The organism is Lentilitoribacter sp. EG35, assembly GCF_040784015.1.
In the GTDB taxonomy this organism is placed as follows: Bacteria; Pseudomonadota; Alphaproteobacteria; order Rhizobiales; family Rhizobiaceae; genus Lentilitoribacter.
The window spans coordinates 780,494-797,815 of the sequence record NZ_JBFNGQ010000001.1; the positions used below are offsets into that span (position 1 = coordinate 780,494).

At 43.3% G+C, this 17,322-nt stretch carries 14 protein-coding genes; 9 read left to right on the forward strand and 5 right to left on the reverse strand.

Translation table 11 applies throughout. The annotated features are described in order from the left end of the window. Nucleotides 1-51: 51 nt before the first annotated feature. From AB2J24_RS03630 to AB2J24_RS03645, 4 genes are all read left to right on the forward strand, one after another. Nucleotides 52-435, forward strand: a complete 384-nt coding sequence (locus AB2J24_RS03630; protein ID WP_367384457.1) for a VOC family protein — start codon at nucleotides 52-54, stop codon at nucleotides 433-435. 241 nt (nucleotides 436-676) lie between these two features. Continuing rightward, nucleotides 677-1,837 carry an LLM class flavin-dependent oxidoreductase gene (locus AB2J24_RS03635; RefSeq protein WP_367384458.1) on the forward strand — a complete coding sequence of 387 codons (1,161 nt, stop codon included), beginning with the start codon at nucleotides 677-679 and terminating at the stop codon, nucleotides 1,835-1,837. Between the two features lie 13 nt (nucleotides 1,838-1,850). Further along, the gene (locus AB2J24_RS03640; RefSeq protein ID WP_367384520.1) at nucleotides 1,851-2,744 is read left to right on the forward strand and encodes an aldo/keto reductase; all 894 of its coding nucleotides are present in this window, start codon (nucleotides 1,851-1,853) and stop codon (nucleotides 2,742-2,744) included. A gap of 26 nt (nucleotides 2,745-2,770) precedes the next feature. Continuing rightward, complete coding sequence (locus AB2J24_RS03645; RefSeq protein ID WP_162652282.1) at nucleotides 2,771-3,265, forward strand: flavin reductase family protein; 495 nt, start codon at nucleotides 2,771-2,773, stop codon at nucleotides 3,263-3,265. A 60-nt stretch (nucleotides 3,266-3,325) separates the two neighbouring features. On the opposite strand, the gene AB2J24_RS03650 is transcribed toward AB2J24_RS03645, so the two are convergent. Further along, nucleotides 3,326-4,381: a M48 family metallopeptidase gene (locus AB2J24_RS03650; RefSeq protein WP_367384459.1), complete on the reverse strand. Its 1,056-nt coding sequence runs from the start codon at nucleotides 4,379-4,381 to the stop codon at nucleotides 3,326-3,328. Nucleotides 4,382-4,384: 3 nt separating this feature from the next. Then, nucleotides 4,385-5,473, reverse strand: a complete 1,089-nt coding sequence (locus tag AB2J24_RS03655) for a YjgN family protein (protein WP_367384460.1) — start codon at nucleotides 5,471-5,473, stop codon at nucleotides 4,385-4,387. A 396-nt stretch (nucleotides 5,474-5,869) separates the two neighbouring features. Between AB2J24_RS03655 and AB2J24_RS03660 the strand changes: the two genes are divergently transcribed. The 5 genes from AB2J24_RS03660 to dnaE all read left to right on the forward strand — a co-directional run bounded on the left by AB2J24_RS03660 (nucleotide 5,870) and on the right by dnaE (nucleotide 14,946). Beyond that, nucleotides 5,870-6,505 carry an ATP-dependent Clp protease proteolytic subunit gene (locus AB2J24_RS03660; RefSeq protein ID WP_162652279.1) on the forward strand — a complete coding sequence of 212 codons (636 nt, stop codon included), beginning with the start codon at nucleotides 5,870-5,872 and terminating at the stop codon, nucleotides 6,503-6,505. Nucleotides 6,506-6,748: 243 nt separating this feature from the next. Next, a complete protein-coding gene (gene clpX / locus AB2J24_RS03665) occupies nucleotides 6,749-8,029 on the forward strand; it encodes an ATP-dependent Clp protease ATP-binding subunit ClpX (protein ID WP_162652278.1) in 1,281 nt (426 codons plus the stop codon). A 268-nt stretch (nucleotides 8,030-8,297) separates the two neighbouring features. Then, complete coding sequence (gene lon, locus AB2J24_RS03670) at nucleotides 8,298-10,724, forward strand: endopeptidase La (protein WP_367384461.1); 2,427 nt, start codon at nucleotides 8,298-8,300, stop codon at nucleotides 10,722-10,724. Between the two features lie 178 nt (nucleotides 10,725-10,902). After that, nucleotides 10,903-11,181: an HU family DNA-binding protein gene (locus AB2J24_RS03675; RefSeq protein WP_162652276.1), complete on the forward strand. Its 279-nt coding sequence runs from the start codon at nucleotides 10,903-10,905 to the stop codon at nucleotides 11,179-11,181. 309 nt (nucleotides 11,182-11,490) lie between these two features. Next, the gene (gene dnaE, locus AB2J24_RS03680; RefSeq protein ID WP_367384462.1) at nucleotides 11,491-14,946 is read left to right on the forward strand and encodes a DNA polymerase III subunit alpha; all 3,456 of its coding nucleotides are present in this window, start codon (nucleotides 11,491-11,493) and stop codon (nucleotides 14,944-14,946) included. Nucleotides 14,947-14,948: 2 nt separating this feature from the next. On the opposite strand, the gene AB2J24_RS03685 is transcribed toward dnaE, so the two are convergent. From AB2J24_RS03685 to AB2J24_RS03695, 3 genes are all read right to left on the reverse strand, one after another. Further along, the gene (locus AB2J24_RS03685; protein ID WP_367384463.1) at nucleotides 14,949-16,232 is read right to left on the reverse strand and encodes a DNA polymerase IV; all 1,284 of its coding nucleotides are present in this window, start codon (nucleotides 16,230-16,232) and stop codon (nucleotides 14,949-14,951) included. A gap of 100 nt (nucleotides 16,233-16,332) precedes the next feature. Further along, nucleotides 16,333-16,965, reverse strand: a complete 633-nt coding sequence (locus tag AB2J24_RS03690) for a hypothetical protein (protein ID WP_367384464.1) — start codon at nucleotides 16,963-16,965, stop codon at nucleotides 16,333-16,335. Beyond that, a complete protein-coding gene (locus AB2J24_RS03695) occupies nucleotides 16,966-17,235 on the reverse strand; it encodes a DUF3572 domain-containing protein (RefSeq protein ID WP_367384465.1) in 270 nt (89 codons plus the stop codon). Between the last annotated feature and the right edge of the window lie 87 nt (nucleotides 17,236-17,322).

Below are 17,322 nucleotides of genomic sequence, written 5' to 3' on the forward strand. Positions count from 1 at the left end.
TATTTATATTCAAGACAGAATAGTCATGAAGTAATTTCAGGAGAGATCATCATGGCAAAAGTTCTGGGTGTGGGTGGCGTTTTTTTTAAGGCAAACGATCCCGCTGCTTTGTGTAAATGGTACTCAGAGCATTTAAATTTTGAGTTAGACACTGGTTATGATGGTGCAAGTTTTAAACCTAATGATATGCCTTCCGGCTCATTAACCGTTTGGAGTCCATTCAAGCGAGATACACAATACTTTGAGCCGTCAAAAAACGACTTCATGTTTAATTTGATTGTTGATGATTTGAAAGAAGCATTGGTGCAAGTTCAAGCAGGCGGTGCGCAACTCAATGGTGAGCCGGAGCACTTCGACTACGGCTCATTTGGTTGGTTTTCAGATCCCGAAGGAAACAAGGTTGAACTTTGGGAACCAAAAGCAGTTGACGGCTAGTATAGTTAGCAAACCCAGTTCTCTGAACTTAAAATCATTTATAATTAGCGTTTTCTAGCCTGCCATCCAGCTATAGCAAGCTCTTTGAACTAATCGCCATGTTGTTAGTTTACGAGGTATCTATCCTTGAAAATAACTCTGAATGATGAGTTTGGGTAAAGCTTAGAAATAAAATTGATACACCATTGATTTACATTTTTCCGCCTGTTATGAAGGAGAAAAATGATCAAAGGTGTTTAAAATGACAATAGTACCAATTACTTCGCCTGATTTGGAAGGAGCAGAGATTTCGTGGTTCTCTGCACTGTGTTCAGATGATTACCAATATTTAGGCGTGCCAGATGGTGCTTTACGCTCCTCATGGGACCATTGTTCTGCCATTGTTAAAGAGGCGGAGAAGCAAGGGTTTCGTAATATTTTGGCACCATCTTCATATCAAGTTGGTCAAGATACGCTATCCTTCGTTGCAGGATGTGCGCCAATAACCGATAAAATCAATTTTTTGGCGGCTGTTCGTTGTGGTGAAATGCAACCCATAATGTTAGCTCGTACATTGGCGACCTTGGATCACATGTTGGAAGGCCGCTTCACGGTCAATATCATTTCTTCTGATTTTCCGGGCCAGAAAGAGGATAGCAAGTATCGTTATCAAAGGTCACGTGAAGTTGTAGAGATTTTAAAGCAGGCATGGACGCAGGATGAAGTCACTTACAAGGGGGAGATTTATGACTTCTCTGCGGGTTTAACAACGGAGCCTGTGAAGCCATATCAACAAAATGGAGGGCCATTGCTCTATTTTGGTGGTTATTCTCCAGATGCAATTGATCTATGTGCCGAGCATTGCGATGTATATTTGATGTGGCCGGAGACCAAAGAAGAACTCGCAGGGCGCATGAGAGCCGTCAATGATCGAGCACAAACGTTTGGTCGTACGCTTGATTACGGATTGCGGTGTCATGTGATCGTACGTGAAACAGAGGCTGAGGCTAGGGAATACGCGCAAGAAATTATGTCAAAACTTGATGATGATAAAGGTGAGCAAATTCGCGAACGCGCTCTTGATTCATCTTCTCTCGGGGTTGCGCATCAGGCAAAAAATCGTGAGTTGGCCGATATGGAGGGCTTTATCGAGCCACACCTTTGGACGGGAATTGGACGTGCGCGATCTGGCTGCGGCGCAGCACTTGTTGGTTCACCTGATCAAATCTTAAGTGAAATTGAAGCCTATAAGAAGATGGGTATTCGGGCCTTTATCTTCTCTGGCTATCCACATATTGATGAATGTGAGAGCTTTGGCAGATTGGTTATGCCGCATCTTGATACAGTATCTTTACCGCACGCATATAATCGTGTGCCGAATACCACACCAAAAACGCCTTTAGGGGCAGGGGAACGTAAATAATATGTCTGAAAATATAACACGTATTGATCTAACGGAAGATCTTAGTTTTAGCCGCCTTATATACGGTATGTGGCGTCTGGCTGATGATGCTGATACAAGTGCAGACCATGTACGTGCGAAAATGGATGCCTGTTTAGAACAGGGAATTACGACATTTGATCAAGCCGATATCTATGGTGGATTTCAATGCGAAGATGTGATGGGAGGGGCGTTTAAAGCCGATCCTTCGCTTCGTGATAAGGTCGAAATTATTACAAAATGCGGTATTCTGTTTCCGGCTGATAAGGTTCCAGATGTGCGTGTAAAACACTATAATACGAGCCGCGCTCATATTTTGAAAAGCGTTGATAATTCTTTGAAGGCCATGTCGATAGATTATCTTGATATGCTTTTGATCCATCGTCCTGATCCATTTATGGATTTTAATGAGACTGGTGCTGCATTGGATGAGGTCGTCCAATCAGGTAAAGTTCGCGCTGTTGGCGTTTCAAATTTTAAGATTAGTGACTGGTCAGCGCTACAAATGACTATGGATACTAAGCTGATGGCAAATCAGATTGAAATCAGCCTTTTGGAAAGCTCCTCGTTCCGTAATGGTGATCTTGTTGATATTGCGGCAGATAATATGTTGCCAATGGCTTGGTCACCTCTTGCAGGTGGCGGGTTGTTCACGGATAAGCACAAAGCACTTTTTGATAAGCTTAAGGTGATCGGTGCGCAGTATGATGTGGATGCTTCTGCTGTAGCGATAGCTTGGATACTCGCTCACCCATCCAATATTTTACCTGTGCTTGGCACAAATAATTTGGAACGAATTAGAAGTTTGGGTGATGCGTTGAAAGTCGAGATGGATCGGCAAACTTGGTACGAACTGTACGAATCTGCTAATGGACATGAGGTGCCGTAATGGGTGATGGTGGGATGGTTTACCAAATGAGAAATTTTGACCCGTTGGTCGATAATGGTCGCACTTTTCGCCAGGCTCTTGGGCAGTTTGCCACGGGCGTGACAGTGGTTACAACCAATACTGTTGATGGTCCTTTAGGAATGACCGCAAACAGTTTTTCATCCGTATCAATGGAGCCACCGCTTGTTTTATGGTCGCCATCTAAATATTCAAGGCGCTACCCTCATTTTGATCAATCAGACTATTTTGCCATTCATGTTTTAAGTGCAGAACAAAGCGAATTATGCGATGGATTTGCTAAGTCAGCCAATGCATTTGAGGATTTGGATTGGAGCTATGGTGAGGAAAATGTTCCTCTGATAGATAATTGTCTTGCGCGCTTTGAGTGCCAAAAACATGCATGCCATGATGGTGGAGATCACATCATCATGGTTGGTGAGGTCCTGCGCGCGTCTCTGTCCGAAGGTGCACCGCTGTTATTTTTTGGCGGTAATTTTGGTGCTTTTAACGGACCGCAATAGTTAAAGGTCAAGCCAAGAGTTATCGGTTTGATCCGACCAGCGGCCGGTCTACCGACCAGACTAGCGACTTTGTTCGACAATTGCTTTTATGCGTTGCTTGGAAGCCGGGTGCGTTGAAAGCCACTCTGGCCCACTTTCGCATTCATCCTGATGGCAGTGCTGGGACGTTAATCGCTCGAGAATACCGGCTAAAGCTGTTGGGTCTTTACCCATAAACTTCAGAAGGTTAACTGCGTACTCATCAGCTTCTGATTCAAAGCCACGTGATGTATTTAGTTGCAGTAAAACAGCACCTTGTCCAAGTATTTCCTCGGTAAGATCAATACCTCCGCCACTGATCATTCCAATGACAAGATAGATCCCGATTGATCGATAGATTTGCTGTAGCCCATGCTTTAAATCTACATGACCAATTTCATGCGCAAGGACGGCCGTGACTTCCTCAACGCTTTCTGTCAGGTCAATGAACTGATCGGTCGCTACGATAGTCCCGCCGGGAAGAGCGAAGGCATTGGCGCCGAGTTCGCCACCATCACGAAATTGAAGATTATAATCTCCGGACAGATCGGGGTCTAATCTTCGTGCTTGTTCGACTAATTTTTTAAATTCAGCTCGATATAGTTCCTGTCGTTCTGCGGATAACTTACTCGTGCCTGTAATAAGTTGATCAAGGCCAGATAGAGTTGTTGAATCTAACTTCTCAGTTATGAACTCAGGTGTTTGATGAGCTGCTATCTTTGCAGCGATTGGCATGCCAAATTGATAGAGAATGTATCCACTTATGAAAACCGCTAGCACTATGATAATTAATGATCCCGCGCGAAGACTTTCAAACTTATTCGCGAAAAAGCCAACTTTGCTGACATCGCCTTTGAATAGTTGATCTACAAGATCGTTTTCGATCGTTTCGAAGACAATACCATTCTCAAATGTTAGCTTTCGGGGGATAGTGCCAAGCCGGTCTGAAATATTTAAGAGATCATCTCGCGAATAAACCTTGGTTTCTTCGGCTTTTATCTCTAGTGAGCCACCTTCCAGACAATGAAGCTCGGCCTCAACAGTTTCTGACTGTGTTGAGGCAAATAGTCTGCCGTGAATGATGTATGACTGGCTCATTTACTAAAGACCAAAATCTATTCCATCCATATCCATATACTCTGATGATGTTACGCTACCGTCTTGAGCGACAGTATCTACAAAATTGTCGAGTGATCCGCTGGCAAGAACTGTAAAATTCGCCGCCAAATATTTTGCTTTGCGAACATGAGCCCAAGGGGCCATCAATCCAATTGTTAGTAATGTTACGATAAAATTGGATAAGACAATCCAAGTATAAGGCAAGGTCTTCAAAGTAGCTATAAAGCGGTGCTCATTATTCAGGTTTAGGTTGTTAATTCCAGTGTTGAATGATTTGACAGAATAATGGATGTAGGCAGGAAGGAAGATTAAAAACATAGCTATATACGATCCGAAAATCCCGGCTATCAGTAATGGTTCACTTTGTGGGTCCATTGATGAAGGATTAAGACTTTCAATGAGACCAGCTGATAGAGCGGTTACAAAGATACCACCAAAAATAATTGCTAAACTAAGAATTGCCAATGCCAATGCGATGAAAAATGCTTTATAAAGTGGTTTAAGCGGTATGTTCGCACCGAACTTGGTGTTTCCTAAACTATGACCATTATAATAGTAGTTAAGTCTTTTACGTGTTGCGATAGGTATGAGTAATCCCAGAGGAATGATCGTAACAATCGGGAGAAGGATAAGCGAAATAAATGCATCCCAATATCTGCCAGCGAAATTAAATCGCACATTGCGGTAGCTGGTCATGCGAGCATTAAATGTAAGACCTTTATTTACGAGCCATGGAATTAAAAAAAGAAGTGGTAGGCTTAATACAGTGAATATCGGGTTGATGTTTGCGAGCACGTTGTAGATTACAAATAGGACGAAAACGATGATCCTGCCTTTTAGGATCGATTTTGGATTGGCATGGTATTCAAAGTTATGACCGTCAATCCATGTGTTGCCGTAGAAATATCTTTTGCGACGAACTTTTGCCCAGGCTGAGTAGATACCTAGTGTAATGATTGAGAGAAGGACATTAACGATCCATATTCCAAAATATTCTCGTGCATTGCCGGAGAATGTTACGTTCAGTTCATTGAGCCCCGTCGGTTTGCTCTGATTTTCATCAATATTCATCTATGCCCTCGAGAAATTGTTAATTTGCGCACGTCATTATTTTATTTAACTGACGGGCACAACCTCTAGAATCAATTCTTGATTGAACTACTCAAATTTATCCAAATGATTCTGTATGGCGATTTTATCGCGAATCATGTCTATAATTTGGGCTGATTATCATTCCTGATATGGCTATAATCAAATTTGGATACGGTATTTACTTGAAATTAAGGGCGTTTTGGGCCGTTCTTAGATGTCTTGAATGATTTTTACCTGCCGTTAACGCGCATCGGTGACAAGTGTAGTGTTATTTTTTGCGTGTCATCTTGAAGCGCGCTGAGAAAAAGACATATTTAGGGGTAATGGCATTACGCCAACGAGATTGCATAATTATAAGAGAAAGTAGGGCCTAATATGGCAAATCCAGTCGATACAGCAATGGCACTAGTGCCAATGGTCGTTGAGCAAACCAGCCGTGGAGAGCGTTCATACGACATTTTTTCAAGATTGCTGAAAGAGCGTATCATTTTTATTACAGGTCCGGTTGAAGATCACATGGCGACGCTTGTTTGCGCTCAGCTTTTGTTTCTTGAGGCTGATAATCCGAAAAAAGAGATTGCGCTTTATATTAATTCACCGGGCGGTGTTGTGACCTCTGGCATGGCGATTTATGACACGATGCAGTTTATTAAGCCTGCTGTTTCTACGTTGTGCGTGGGGCAAGCTGCTTCAATGGGTTCGCTTTTGTTATGTGCAGGCCACAAAGATATGCGCTTCGCAACACCAAATGCGCGTATTATGGTTCATCAGCCTTCAGGTGGCTTTCAAGGGCAAGCGTCAGATATTGAGCGACATGCGCAAGATATCCTGAAGATGAAACGTCGTTTGAACGAAGTTTATGTTGAGCACACTGGGCAAGATTATAAAACGATCGAGGAAACATTGGATCGCGATCACTTTATGACAGCTGATGAAGCACAGAGTTTTGGTATCGTAGATCGTGTAATCGATAGTCGTATTGCAATTGAAGGTGATAGTTCAGAAGAGTAAGGACAAAATGGCGTGAAGCTTTTTCACGCCAGAAGCCTATTAATATTAATAATAAGCGTTAAGCTTATTTTGATCTAATAACTGTTAGGCTTGTATATTAACTTGGATGTTGTTGCAGTTTTGATAAAAAAGCGCTTGAATATCCGAAGGATAGGTTGGGGTAATTCTAAATAACGGGGCAAAGCTTCATAAATAGAGTGAAATCAATCGTTTAGTAGCCGCAATTGCGGGAAGGAATACAATATGAGCAAAGTTAGTGGAAGTAATGGTGGTGATTCTAAGAACACTCTTTACTGTTCGTTTTGTGGAAAAAGCCAACATGAGGTCCGAAAGCTCATCGCAGGGCCGACTGTATTCATTTGTGATGAGTGCGTAGAGCTTTGCACCGATATCATTCGGGAAGAAAATAAATCCTCAATGGTTAAATCCAATGAAGGTGTTCCCACGCCTCAAGAAATTATGGAAACTCTTGATGAATATGTGATCGGTCAGTCAAAAGCTAAACGAGTTTTATCTGTTGCGGTTCACAATCACTATAAACGTCTTTCTCATGAGACAAAGAATGGTGCAGACATAGAGCTAGCAAAGTCTAATATCCTGCTTGTGGGTCCGACTGGGTGCGGTAAGACGTATCTTGCGCAAACACTTGCTCGGATTATTGATGTCCCGTTTACAATGGCAGACGCAACAACGCTTACAGAAGCAGGTTATGTTGGTGAAGATGTCGAAAATATTATTCTTAAACTTCTTCAATCTGCAGATTATAATGTAGAGCGTGCACAACGCGGTATCGTTTACATCGATGAGGTCGATAAGATTTCGCGTAAGTCTGATAATCCTTCCATTACTCGAGACGTATCGGGTGAGGGCGTGCAGCAAGCGCTTCTAAAGATTATGGAAGGCACAGTTGCATCTGTTCCACCACAAGGTGGTCGTAAGCATCCACAGCAGGAGTTCTTGCAAGTTGATACGGTCAACATACTCTTTATTGTAGGTGGTGCGTTTGCGGGCCTTGATAAAGTGATTTCAGCTCGTGGTGATAAGACGTCAATTGGATTTGGTGCAAAAGTTGAAGCGCCAGATGAGCGCAGCGTTGGTACGGTTCTTCAAGATCTTGAGCCGGAAGATTTGGTGAAATTTGGTCTTATTCCGGAATTCATTGGTCGTTTGCCAGTGATTGCCACGCTTGAAGATCTTGATGAAGATGCTTTGATCCAAATTCTGAGTGAACCAAAAAATGCTCTTGTAAAGCAGTATCAGCGACTATTCGATATGGAAGATGTCGAATTGACTTTCCACGAGGGGGCTTTACGTGAAATTGCGAAGAAGGCAATTATGCGAAAAACCGGTGCACGTGGCCTTCGTTCAATCATGGAGATTATTCTTCTGGATACGATGTATGAATTACCGGCGCTTGAAGGTGTTCGTGAAGTGGTGATTTCTGATGAAGTGGTGATTGGCAACGCCCGTCCACTGTATATTTATTCTGAACGTAATACAGAAGCCGAAAACGCTTCTGCATAGAAAAAGAAGCGTTTTTTGCAGATTTTGAGCCGTCGCAAGGTTTGCGACGGCTTTTTTGTATAATCTGCGTTAAAAGCGGAGAATGATGGTGTATTCGCTCGAATCAATCTATGAATAATCAATAGTTTAATTCTGGTTTTAGGAGCGCTCCATCTTGAAACGATCAATGGGTGTTCTTAGTTATAATTGTTGGCTCCGTTTGAGCCCAGTAAATTACCTATCCGCAGCGCAACATTAGTAAACGCGCGGATATCTGAAAGGAACTTGTATGACTGAAGAGATCAATCCGGAATCCCAAGCATTGGATAATAAGGTCGGTGACGAAAGTTTCCCGTTATTACCGTTGCGAGATATTGTGGTGTTTCCGCATATGATCGTACCGTTATTTGTGGGTCGTGAGAAATCTATAACTGCGCTTGAAGAGGTTATGGGATCTGATAAGAAGATCCTTCTTGCTACTCAAAAAGATGCTGGTGATGATGATCCAGATCCAACGGGCATATTTGAGATTGGCACAATAGCACACGTCCTACAGTTACTTAAGCTTCCCGATGGGACGGTTAAAGTACTTGTTGAAGGTAAGGCACGTGCCGAAATTAGAGAATTTACGAAGACCGAGGGCCATTTTGAGGTTATTGCCGACGAGCTAATAGAACCCGAAGATGATTTGGTTGAAGTTGAAGCGCTTTCGCGCTCAGTTGTGTCTGAATTTGAAAATTATGTGAAGCTTAACAAGAAAATTTCGCCGGAAGTCGTAAGTGCTGCTGGCCAAATTGATGATTTTTCTAAACTTTCTGATACCATCGCGTCGCATCTTGCTATAAAAATTGGTGAGAAACAGGATATGCTCAACACGATTAGTGTGAAAGAGCGTCTTGAAAAATGCTTTGGCTTTATGGAAGGCGAGATATCAGTTCTTCAAGTTGAGAAGCGTATTCGATCGCGTGTTAAACGCCAGATGGAGAAAACTCAGCGCGAGTATTATCTGAATGAGCAGATGAAGGCTATTCAGAAAGAACTTGGTGAAAATGAAGAAGGTGGTGATGAGCTTTCAGAATTGGAGACGCGCATTGCTAAAACCAAATTCTCTAAAGAAGCGCGCGAAAAGGCCGATGCTGAGTTTAAAAAACTCCGTCAGATGAGCCCAATGTCTGCGGAAGCGACAGTTGTTCGAAACTATCTTGATTGGTTGCTTGGTTTGCCGTGGGGAAAATCATCACGTATCAAGGTTGATTTGAATAAAGCTGAAAAGATTCTTGATGAAGATCATTATGGTCTTGAAAAAGTCAAAGAACGCATAATCGAATATCTTGCGGTTCAAACCCGGACGGCAAAAATTAAGGGACCAATCCTTTGTTTAGTTGGTCCTCCAGGTGTTGGTAAAACGTCACTTGCAAAATCGATCGCGAAAGCGACAGGACGCGAGTATGTTCGCATGGCACTTGGTGGGGTTCGCGATGAGTCTGAAATTCGTGGTCATCGCAGAACATACATAGGTTCGATGCCAGGAAAAATCGTCCAATCGATGAAGAAAGCCAAGAAGAATAACCCACTATTTTTGTTGGATGAAATTGATAAGATGGGTAATGACTTCCGTGGTGATCCATCATCAGCATTGCTTGAAGTACTTGACCCTGAACAGAATTCTACATTCATGGATCATTATCTTGAAGTTGAATACGATCTGTCTAAAACGATGTTTGTCACAACGTCGAATACACTCAACATTCCTGGTCCTTTGATGGACCGTATGGAAATTATTCGTATCGCTGGTTACACAGAGGACGAGAAGCTAGAAATTGCACGTCGGCACTTGTTGCCAAAAGCAATCCGCGATCATGCGCTGGCAGAGGATGAATTTTCGGTCTCTGACAAGGCGCTGCTTCAGATTGTTCGAGCATATACAAGAGAGGCAGGTGTTCGTAGTTTAGAGCGTGAGTTGTCTAAACTTGCACGTAAAGCTGTCACAAAGATCTTGAAAACAAAAACTAAGGTCATTGATATAGCTGAGGATAACCTTACTGAATTTCTTGGGGTTCCTGTTTTCCGACATGGCGAGGCGGAAGGTGAAGATCAAGTTGGTGTCGTCACCGGTCTTGCGTGGACAGAAGTTGGGGGTGAATTGCTCACAATTGAGGGTGTCATGATGCCTGGTAAAGGTAAGATGACAGTCACTGGAAATTTGAAGGACGTCATGAAAGAGTCGATCTCTGCCGCTGCTTCCTATGTTAAATCACGTGCTGTAGATTTCGGTGTTGAGCCTCCAATGTTCGATAAGAACGATATTCATATGCACGTCCCAGAGGGCGCAACACCAAAGGATGGCCCTTCTGCTGGTATAGGTATGGCTACAGCTATTGTTTCTATTATGACTGGAATACCCGTTCGCAAAGACATTGCAATGACCGGTGAGGTCACATTGAGGGGCAGAGTGTTGCCTATTGGTGGCTTAAAGGAGAAACTCTTGGCGGCTCTGCGGGGTGGCATCAAAACCGTGTTAATCCCAGAGGAAAATGCAAAAGATTTGGCTGATATTCCTGATAATGTGAAGAACGAAATGGATATTATTCCTGTTTCCATGATGGATGAAGTCATTAAAAATGCACTTCTTCGAGTGCCAGAGGCAATAGAATGGACGCCACCTGCGGAGATCGCTAGTGGTACTGATTCTACTACAGGTGCTGTAGCGCACTGAATTATTTATACATATTAAGTAGAAAGGCCGGATTTCCGGCCTTTTTTTATGGGGAATATAGCAATTTTTGTAAAATACTTGTCTATTAGGTCACTAGAATTCTTGTGTAGGGCCTTGGAATAGATAAACTCTCGGCAGTTATTAACTGAGTCGTCTGATGCGATCGAAAGGGATTGTTATGAATAAAAATGAACTTGTATCAGCTGTTGCTGAAAAAGCTGGTCTAGCAAAAACAGAAGCTGCAGCAGCAGTTGAAGCTGTTTTCGGAACAGTGACTTCTGAGCTTCAAGCAGGTGGCGACGTGCGCCTAATTGGTTTCGGAAACTTCACAGTAGGTCATCGTGCGGCTTCTAAAGGTCGTAACCCATCTACAGGTGCTGAAGTTGATATCCCTGCGAGAAACGTTCCAAAGTTCTCTGCTGGTAAAGCTTTGAAAGAAGCCGTAAACAATAAATAATTTACTATATCTGTAGAACCCTTGAGCGAACCGTTCAGGGGTTTTATTTTATTTGACAATGGAACAAAACTAGAACATAATAAAAACAATTAGTGAATTGGAGTATGTTATGACCTATTTTATGCGTGATTGTGCAGCCCTTTTATCTATTTCTATGTTTATCGGTAGTTGTTGTGTCCTTTTGTCTTCGTTTTAAAAACTGTGAGGCATTCTTATTTTAGCTTCTCTATCGTCTCTCATTGTTCGATAATGGGTTCTGCTGTCTAACGCAGCATTTGTTATCGATACTCAGAAGTGGTGATACTTAATATGAGCTCTCCAAACTTTGTAAATCTTAGAGTTCATTCAGCATATTCTTTGCTTGAGGGCGCGCTTCCTATAAAGACGCTGCTGAAAGCTGCTATAGACGATAATCAGCCAGCGCTTGCTATCACAGATACCAATAACCTGTTTGGAGCGCTTGAATTTTCCATTAAAGCGACTGGAGATGGTATTCAGCCTATTATTGGCTGCCAGCTTAGCATCGATATGGAAGATGCGGAGGAAAAAGAGCCGAAGCAAGGTCGTGAATATCTACGCGAATATCCAACACTTGTTTTTTTGGCTGCAACGGATCAGGGATATTCAAATCTTGTTGAACTTCTTAGCCGGGCTTATCTGCATGGTTCTGATGATGAAGCCACACATATTATGTTTTCATGGTTGGAGGGTCGTACAGATGGTCTGATTGTTTTATCGGGTGGTGCCTTTGGCCCGATCAATCTACCACTGAAAGAAAACAAGCCCAAAGTTGCTGAAGAACGGTTGCGCCGCTTAGAAGCATTGTTTCCCGATCGATTATATATGGAATTGCAGCGTCAGCGCGGCTACGACAGGTCTCTGGAAGCTCGCATTGTAAACCTTGCTTATGATCACCGCCTACCACTCGTTGCCACGAATGAAGCTTTTTTCCCTACTCAAAATGATTTTGATGCCCACGATGCTCTGATGGCAGTCGCGCATAATACTGTTGTTGCCGATGATAATCGGTTTAGGCTCACCGAGGATAATTATCTTAAATCTCGGGATGAGATGGTTCAGTTATTTTCTGATATTCCTGAAGCTATCGCAAATACGGTTGAAATTGCAACTCGATGTTCCGCGATACTTACTGAACGTGATCCGATCCTGCCTCGCTTTACAGGCAATGATGGTGGTGAAGATGCCGCGTTAAAGGCAGAGGCAGACGAGCTTCGTCGGCAGTCAATTGAGGGCCTGAAGATGCGCCTTGAGGATTATGATTTGCCTCCTGGTTATACGCTTGAAGATTATCAGGATCGGTTGAAGGTTGAGTTAGATATTATCGACGGGATGAAATTTCCCGGCTATTTCCTGATCGTTGCTGATTTTATTAAATGGGCAAAAGATAATGATATTCCCGTTGGGCCAGGGCGCGGTTCTGGTGCTGGCTCGCTTGTTGCCTATGCTTTGACGATTACAGACGTTGATCCCTTGCGCTTTTCACTTCTGTTTGAGCGGTTTTTGAACCCTGAGCGCGTGTCTATGCCCGATTTTGATATCGATTTTTGTCAAGATCGACGCGAAGAAGTGATTAAGTATGTTCAGCAGAAATATGGCCGTGAACAAGTTGCCAGTATCATTACCTTTGGTAGCTTACAGGCGAGGGCGGCTTTGCGCGATGTAGGCCGTACCCTACAGATGCCATATGGCCAGGTTGATCGTATTTGCAAATTGGTTCCCAACAATCCAGCTAACCCGACACCTTTGCATAAAGCTATTGAAGAAGAGCCAAAATTTGCAGAAGCCGTTGAAGAAGAGCCTATCGTTGGTCGCCTATTGGATATTGCTCAGAAGCTAGAAGGGCTTTACCGTCACGCATCAACACATGCTGCAGGCGTGGTGATTGGTGATCGACCATTATGGCAATTGGTACCGATGTATCGTGATCCGCGTTCTGCAATGCCGGTAACCCAGTATAACATGAAATGGGTTGAAAAAGCCGGCCTTGTTAAGTTTGATTTTTTGGGTTTGAAAACGCTTACCGTTATCAAGACTGCGGTTGACTTTGTCGCGCAGAACGGAACGCAGATTGATATCAACACAATACCATTTGATGATCAGAAATCTTACGAGATGATGTCTCGCGGTGAGACCGTGGGTGTGTTTCAGGTTGAATCGGCAGGTATGCGTAAAGCGCTTATTGGGATGAAGCCTGACCGTATCGAGGATATTATTGCGCTTGTGGCGCTTTATCGTCCAGGTCCCATGGAAAATATTCCGGTTTATAATGCGCGTAAGCATGGTGAAGAAGAGCTTGCATCCATTCATCCTAAAATTGACTATCTAATCGAAGAAACCCAAGGCGTGATTGTCTATCAGGAACAGGTGATGCAGATCGCACAGGTTCTTTCTGGCTATTCGCTTGGCGAAGCTGATCTTTTGCGCCGTGCTATGGGTAAGAAGATTAAAGAGGAGATGGACAAGCAGCGCGTACGTTTTGTTGAAGGTGCTGTTAAGAATGGTGTGTCGAAACCACAAGCGGATATGATTTTCGACTTGTTGGCTAAATTTGCCAACTACGGTTTTAACAAATCACATGCCGCCGCTTATGGAATTGTTTCATACCAGACAGCCTACCTTAAAGCTCATTATCCAATCGAGTTTTTAGCTGCCTCGATGACACTTGACATGGGTAATACGGAAAAGCTCGTTGATTTCCGGCAAGATGCTATCCGCCTTGGTATCGACGTTGTTGCTCCATCCGTACAGACATCATTCCGGCATTTTCAGACCGGCGATGAATGTATTTACTATTCACTCTCTGCAATCAAAGGCGTTGGAGAAGCCGCCGTCGATCATATTGTTGAGATGCGTGGCGACGAGCCTTTCAAGTCAATTGAAGATTTTTGCAAACGCGTAGATCCGAAAATGGTCAATAAACGGGTGCTTGATAGCCTCATCTGCGCGGGTGCGTTGGATTGTTTTGGTTTTGAGCGGGCGCAACTTATTGCCGGTCTTGAACGGATTATGGGGTTCGGGCAGAAAATTTTTGCCGACAGAGCATCGGGGCAAAGTGATATTTTTGGTTTGGATACAGGCGGAGAGGGCGAAACTATCCAGTTTAACGCTGTTACACCCTGGCTTCCGGCTGAAAAGCTACAAAGAGAATATCAGGTTCTTGGGTTCTATCTTTCCGCCCATCCACTTGATACCTATTCGGAGGTGTTGGATAAAAAACGTGTTCAGAAATGGGCTGACTTCTCTGTTGCGGTGAAAGCGGGTGCGACGGCGGGTCGATTGGCTGGAACTGTATCTGGTTTTCAGCAACGTAAAACACGCACAGGCAACAAAATGGGTATCGTGACATTGTCTGACAGTACAGGGCAGTTTGAAGCTGTTTTGTTTTCCGAAGCTCTTGCTCTTCATCGCGAGCTTCTTGAGGCTGGTAAATCTCTTATATTGACCGTGAATGCAGAAGAACGGCCTGAGGGAATTGGATTGCGTATTCAATCAGTGCAGTCGCTTGAGATGGAATCTGTTCGAACGCAGAAGGAATTGCGGATATTCTTACGTGATAGTGCTGCCTTAAGTGCTGTCACCGCCCATCTTAATACAAAGGGAAGCGGGCAGGTATCCTTTATCGTGATTAAGGATCAGGGTGATCGTGAAATTGAAATTGAACTTCCAGAGAGATATAAAATCTCACCGGAAATTGCAGCTGCCATGAAATCAGCTCCAGGTGTTGTGGATGTCGAGCTGGTTTAAGTTTATTTACCGTCAGATCTTGGTTTGCTCTTAAACGTATAACCCGTTTGCACAATATCAACACCAAACTTTGCTCTCATCTTATCGATAGCACCTTCGGCTTCGGCACGTTTTGCTGCCTGGATATCAACAAGATCAGTAGGGTCTGCTTGTTCTGGATCGCAAAGGTCATTGACGCCAATTCCAAGTAATCTGAATTTGGTGCCGTCTGTCTCTGCTTTTAGCAATTCCAAACCATTTCGAAATATTTTATCCGCCAGCATGGTGGGATCAGATAAACGGCGATTGCGTGTTCTGGATTTGAAATCATTTGTTTTAAGCTTTAAAACCACTGTATGACCAGCGATTTCAGATTTTTTAAGCCTTGCGGCTACCTTCTCACTAAGTGAACGTAAGATAGGTGCTAGTTTATCGAGATCTGAAACATCATTGAAAAATGTTGTTTCAGACGATACGCTTTTTGCTCCAGAGTTGGGGCGAACACTTCTATCATCTATACCCCGTGCTAGATTATAAAGACGCGCCCCCATAATTCCATAGGAACGTAGGAGATCTGCTTTCTCCATGGTTTGGAGTTGTCCGATCATAGTGATATTGTCTTTTGCAAGTGTTTTGGCAAAGGCTTTTCCCACTCCCCAAATCTTGGTCACTGGTAAGTTCGCCAAAAAATCAATCGCCTCTTCTTTTCCAACAACAAAAAAACCGCGGGGTTTATCCTGGTCTGAAGCAACTTTTGCCAGATATTTGCAATAAGACAGGCCAACGGAAACACTTATGCCGACTTCATCTTCTATTTTTCTGGAGAATCTGGCAAGCGTTTCTGCTGGCGGCATACCATGCAAGCGTTCAGTCCCGGATAGATCAAGAAAAGCTTCATCAATCGAAATTGGTTGAACTAGTGGTGTGAGTTCCTGCATTAGATGCCGGACTTGTTTTCCAACCTTGGCATACTTCTTCATATCTGGGGGGATAACAACTGCATCTGGACAGGCATCCAACGCTTTAAACATCGGCATTGCAGAGCGTACGCCGTGAATTCGTGCCACATAGCAAGCTGTGGAGACAACGCCGCGCTTGCCGCCACCTATAATAACAGGTTTATCTGCAAGTTCTGGATTATCCCTTTTTTCAACTGACGCATAAAAAGCGTCACAGTCTATATGTGCTATGCTTAGCTGAGATAGTTCTTTATGCCGAAGAATTCGAGGACTGCCACAAGATCTGCAGCGCTTCCGTTCAGGTGAGGCTTTTGTAAAGCAATCACGGCAGAATCCTGAGAGCAGCATGGAAGCACCTAAAAAGAACAAAGATCGAACACTTTGACTTTAGACGGAACTCAAGGAGGGCTCAAGTAAATAGTTGAAGTAGATTTATGCGGTCCTCATCTTAAATTTTGCTGACTATGAAGTCTTTGATCTCCAGCCAATTTGCAGCTTCAAAAGTGCCTGAAGTTACTGCAGGCGATATCGCTTTGAATTCATCATTAGCCATTATGTGGATTGAGTGTGTTTCAGGTGAATGTTCTTTGCTTGATTTATGATTATAAACCATGTCATCGATAAAAAACGAGGCATGTTCATTGTAAGAAGTTAGCTGTTTGATGAGTGGTCCTTTTGCGCCTTCGGCAGCAAAAAGCGGAAAGGGCATGTCAAATGAATCTAATAATTCACGCCTTTGCACGTAATATTCAGGTGGCATTGCCGTCAGAAACACAATATTTGCAGTTGTAGATAGCTCATGAAGCGTATTTGCTGCTGTGGGAACCGCTGTTTGCCATGTTAACTGATTTGCATAAAGCTCATTAATCATATGGCTAACGGTTCGATCGTCGACTGCGCCCCCCGTATCTTTTGCAATTATATTTCCATGCAGAGCAAAGCTATTGCTGACTAGATCTAGGTTTAGAGAATTAAGGAAGTTTCTAAACGGCGTTAAAAACTCAATCACAACCTCATCCACATCACATATGATGGTTGGTTGATTATTTAGTTCACGTCTAAGATCCGCAATATTTAGCATCTACCAACCATTGTTAACTTGTCCGCCAAGTGATTGGAATGCTCGGGCTACATCTTCTGGTCTTTCATTCTGGGCTGAGCAATAGTTCAATAGCGTTGGCTCATGGTTCATAATAAAACCGAGAACGCCGGCAAGAAAGCCTTGTTCCTGTGCTGCTTCCCTTATTTGGGAAGGATCTAAACCTGATAGATCAACAAATCGGTTAAATAGCTCGGGATCGGTTGCGATCCAGCTTAGCACATCGATTGCGATACTCTCTGCTTTTTCCAATTACGAATTCCTTAATGCTTTGGCGAGAATTTTGAGTATAAATTACCATTTCTTCAACTAAATCGCGCTAGGATGCAATGGAATTGG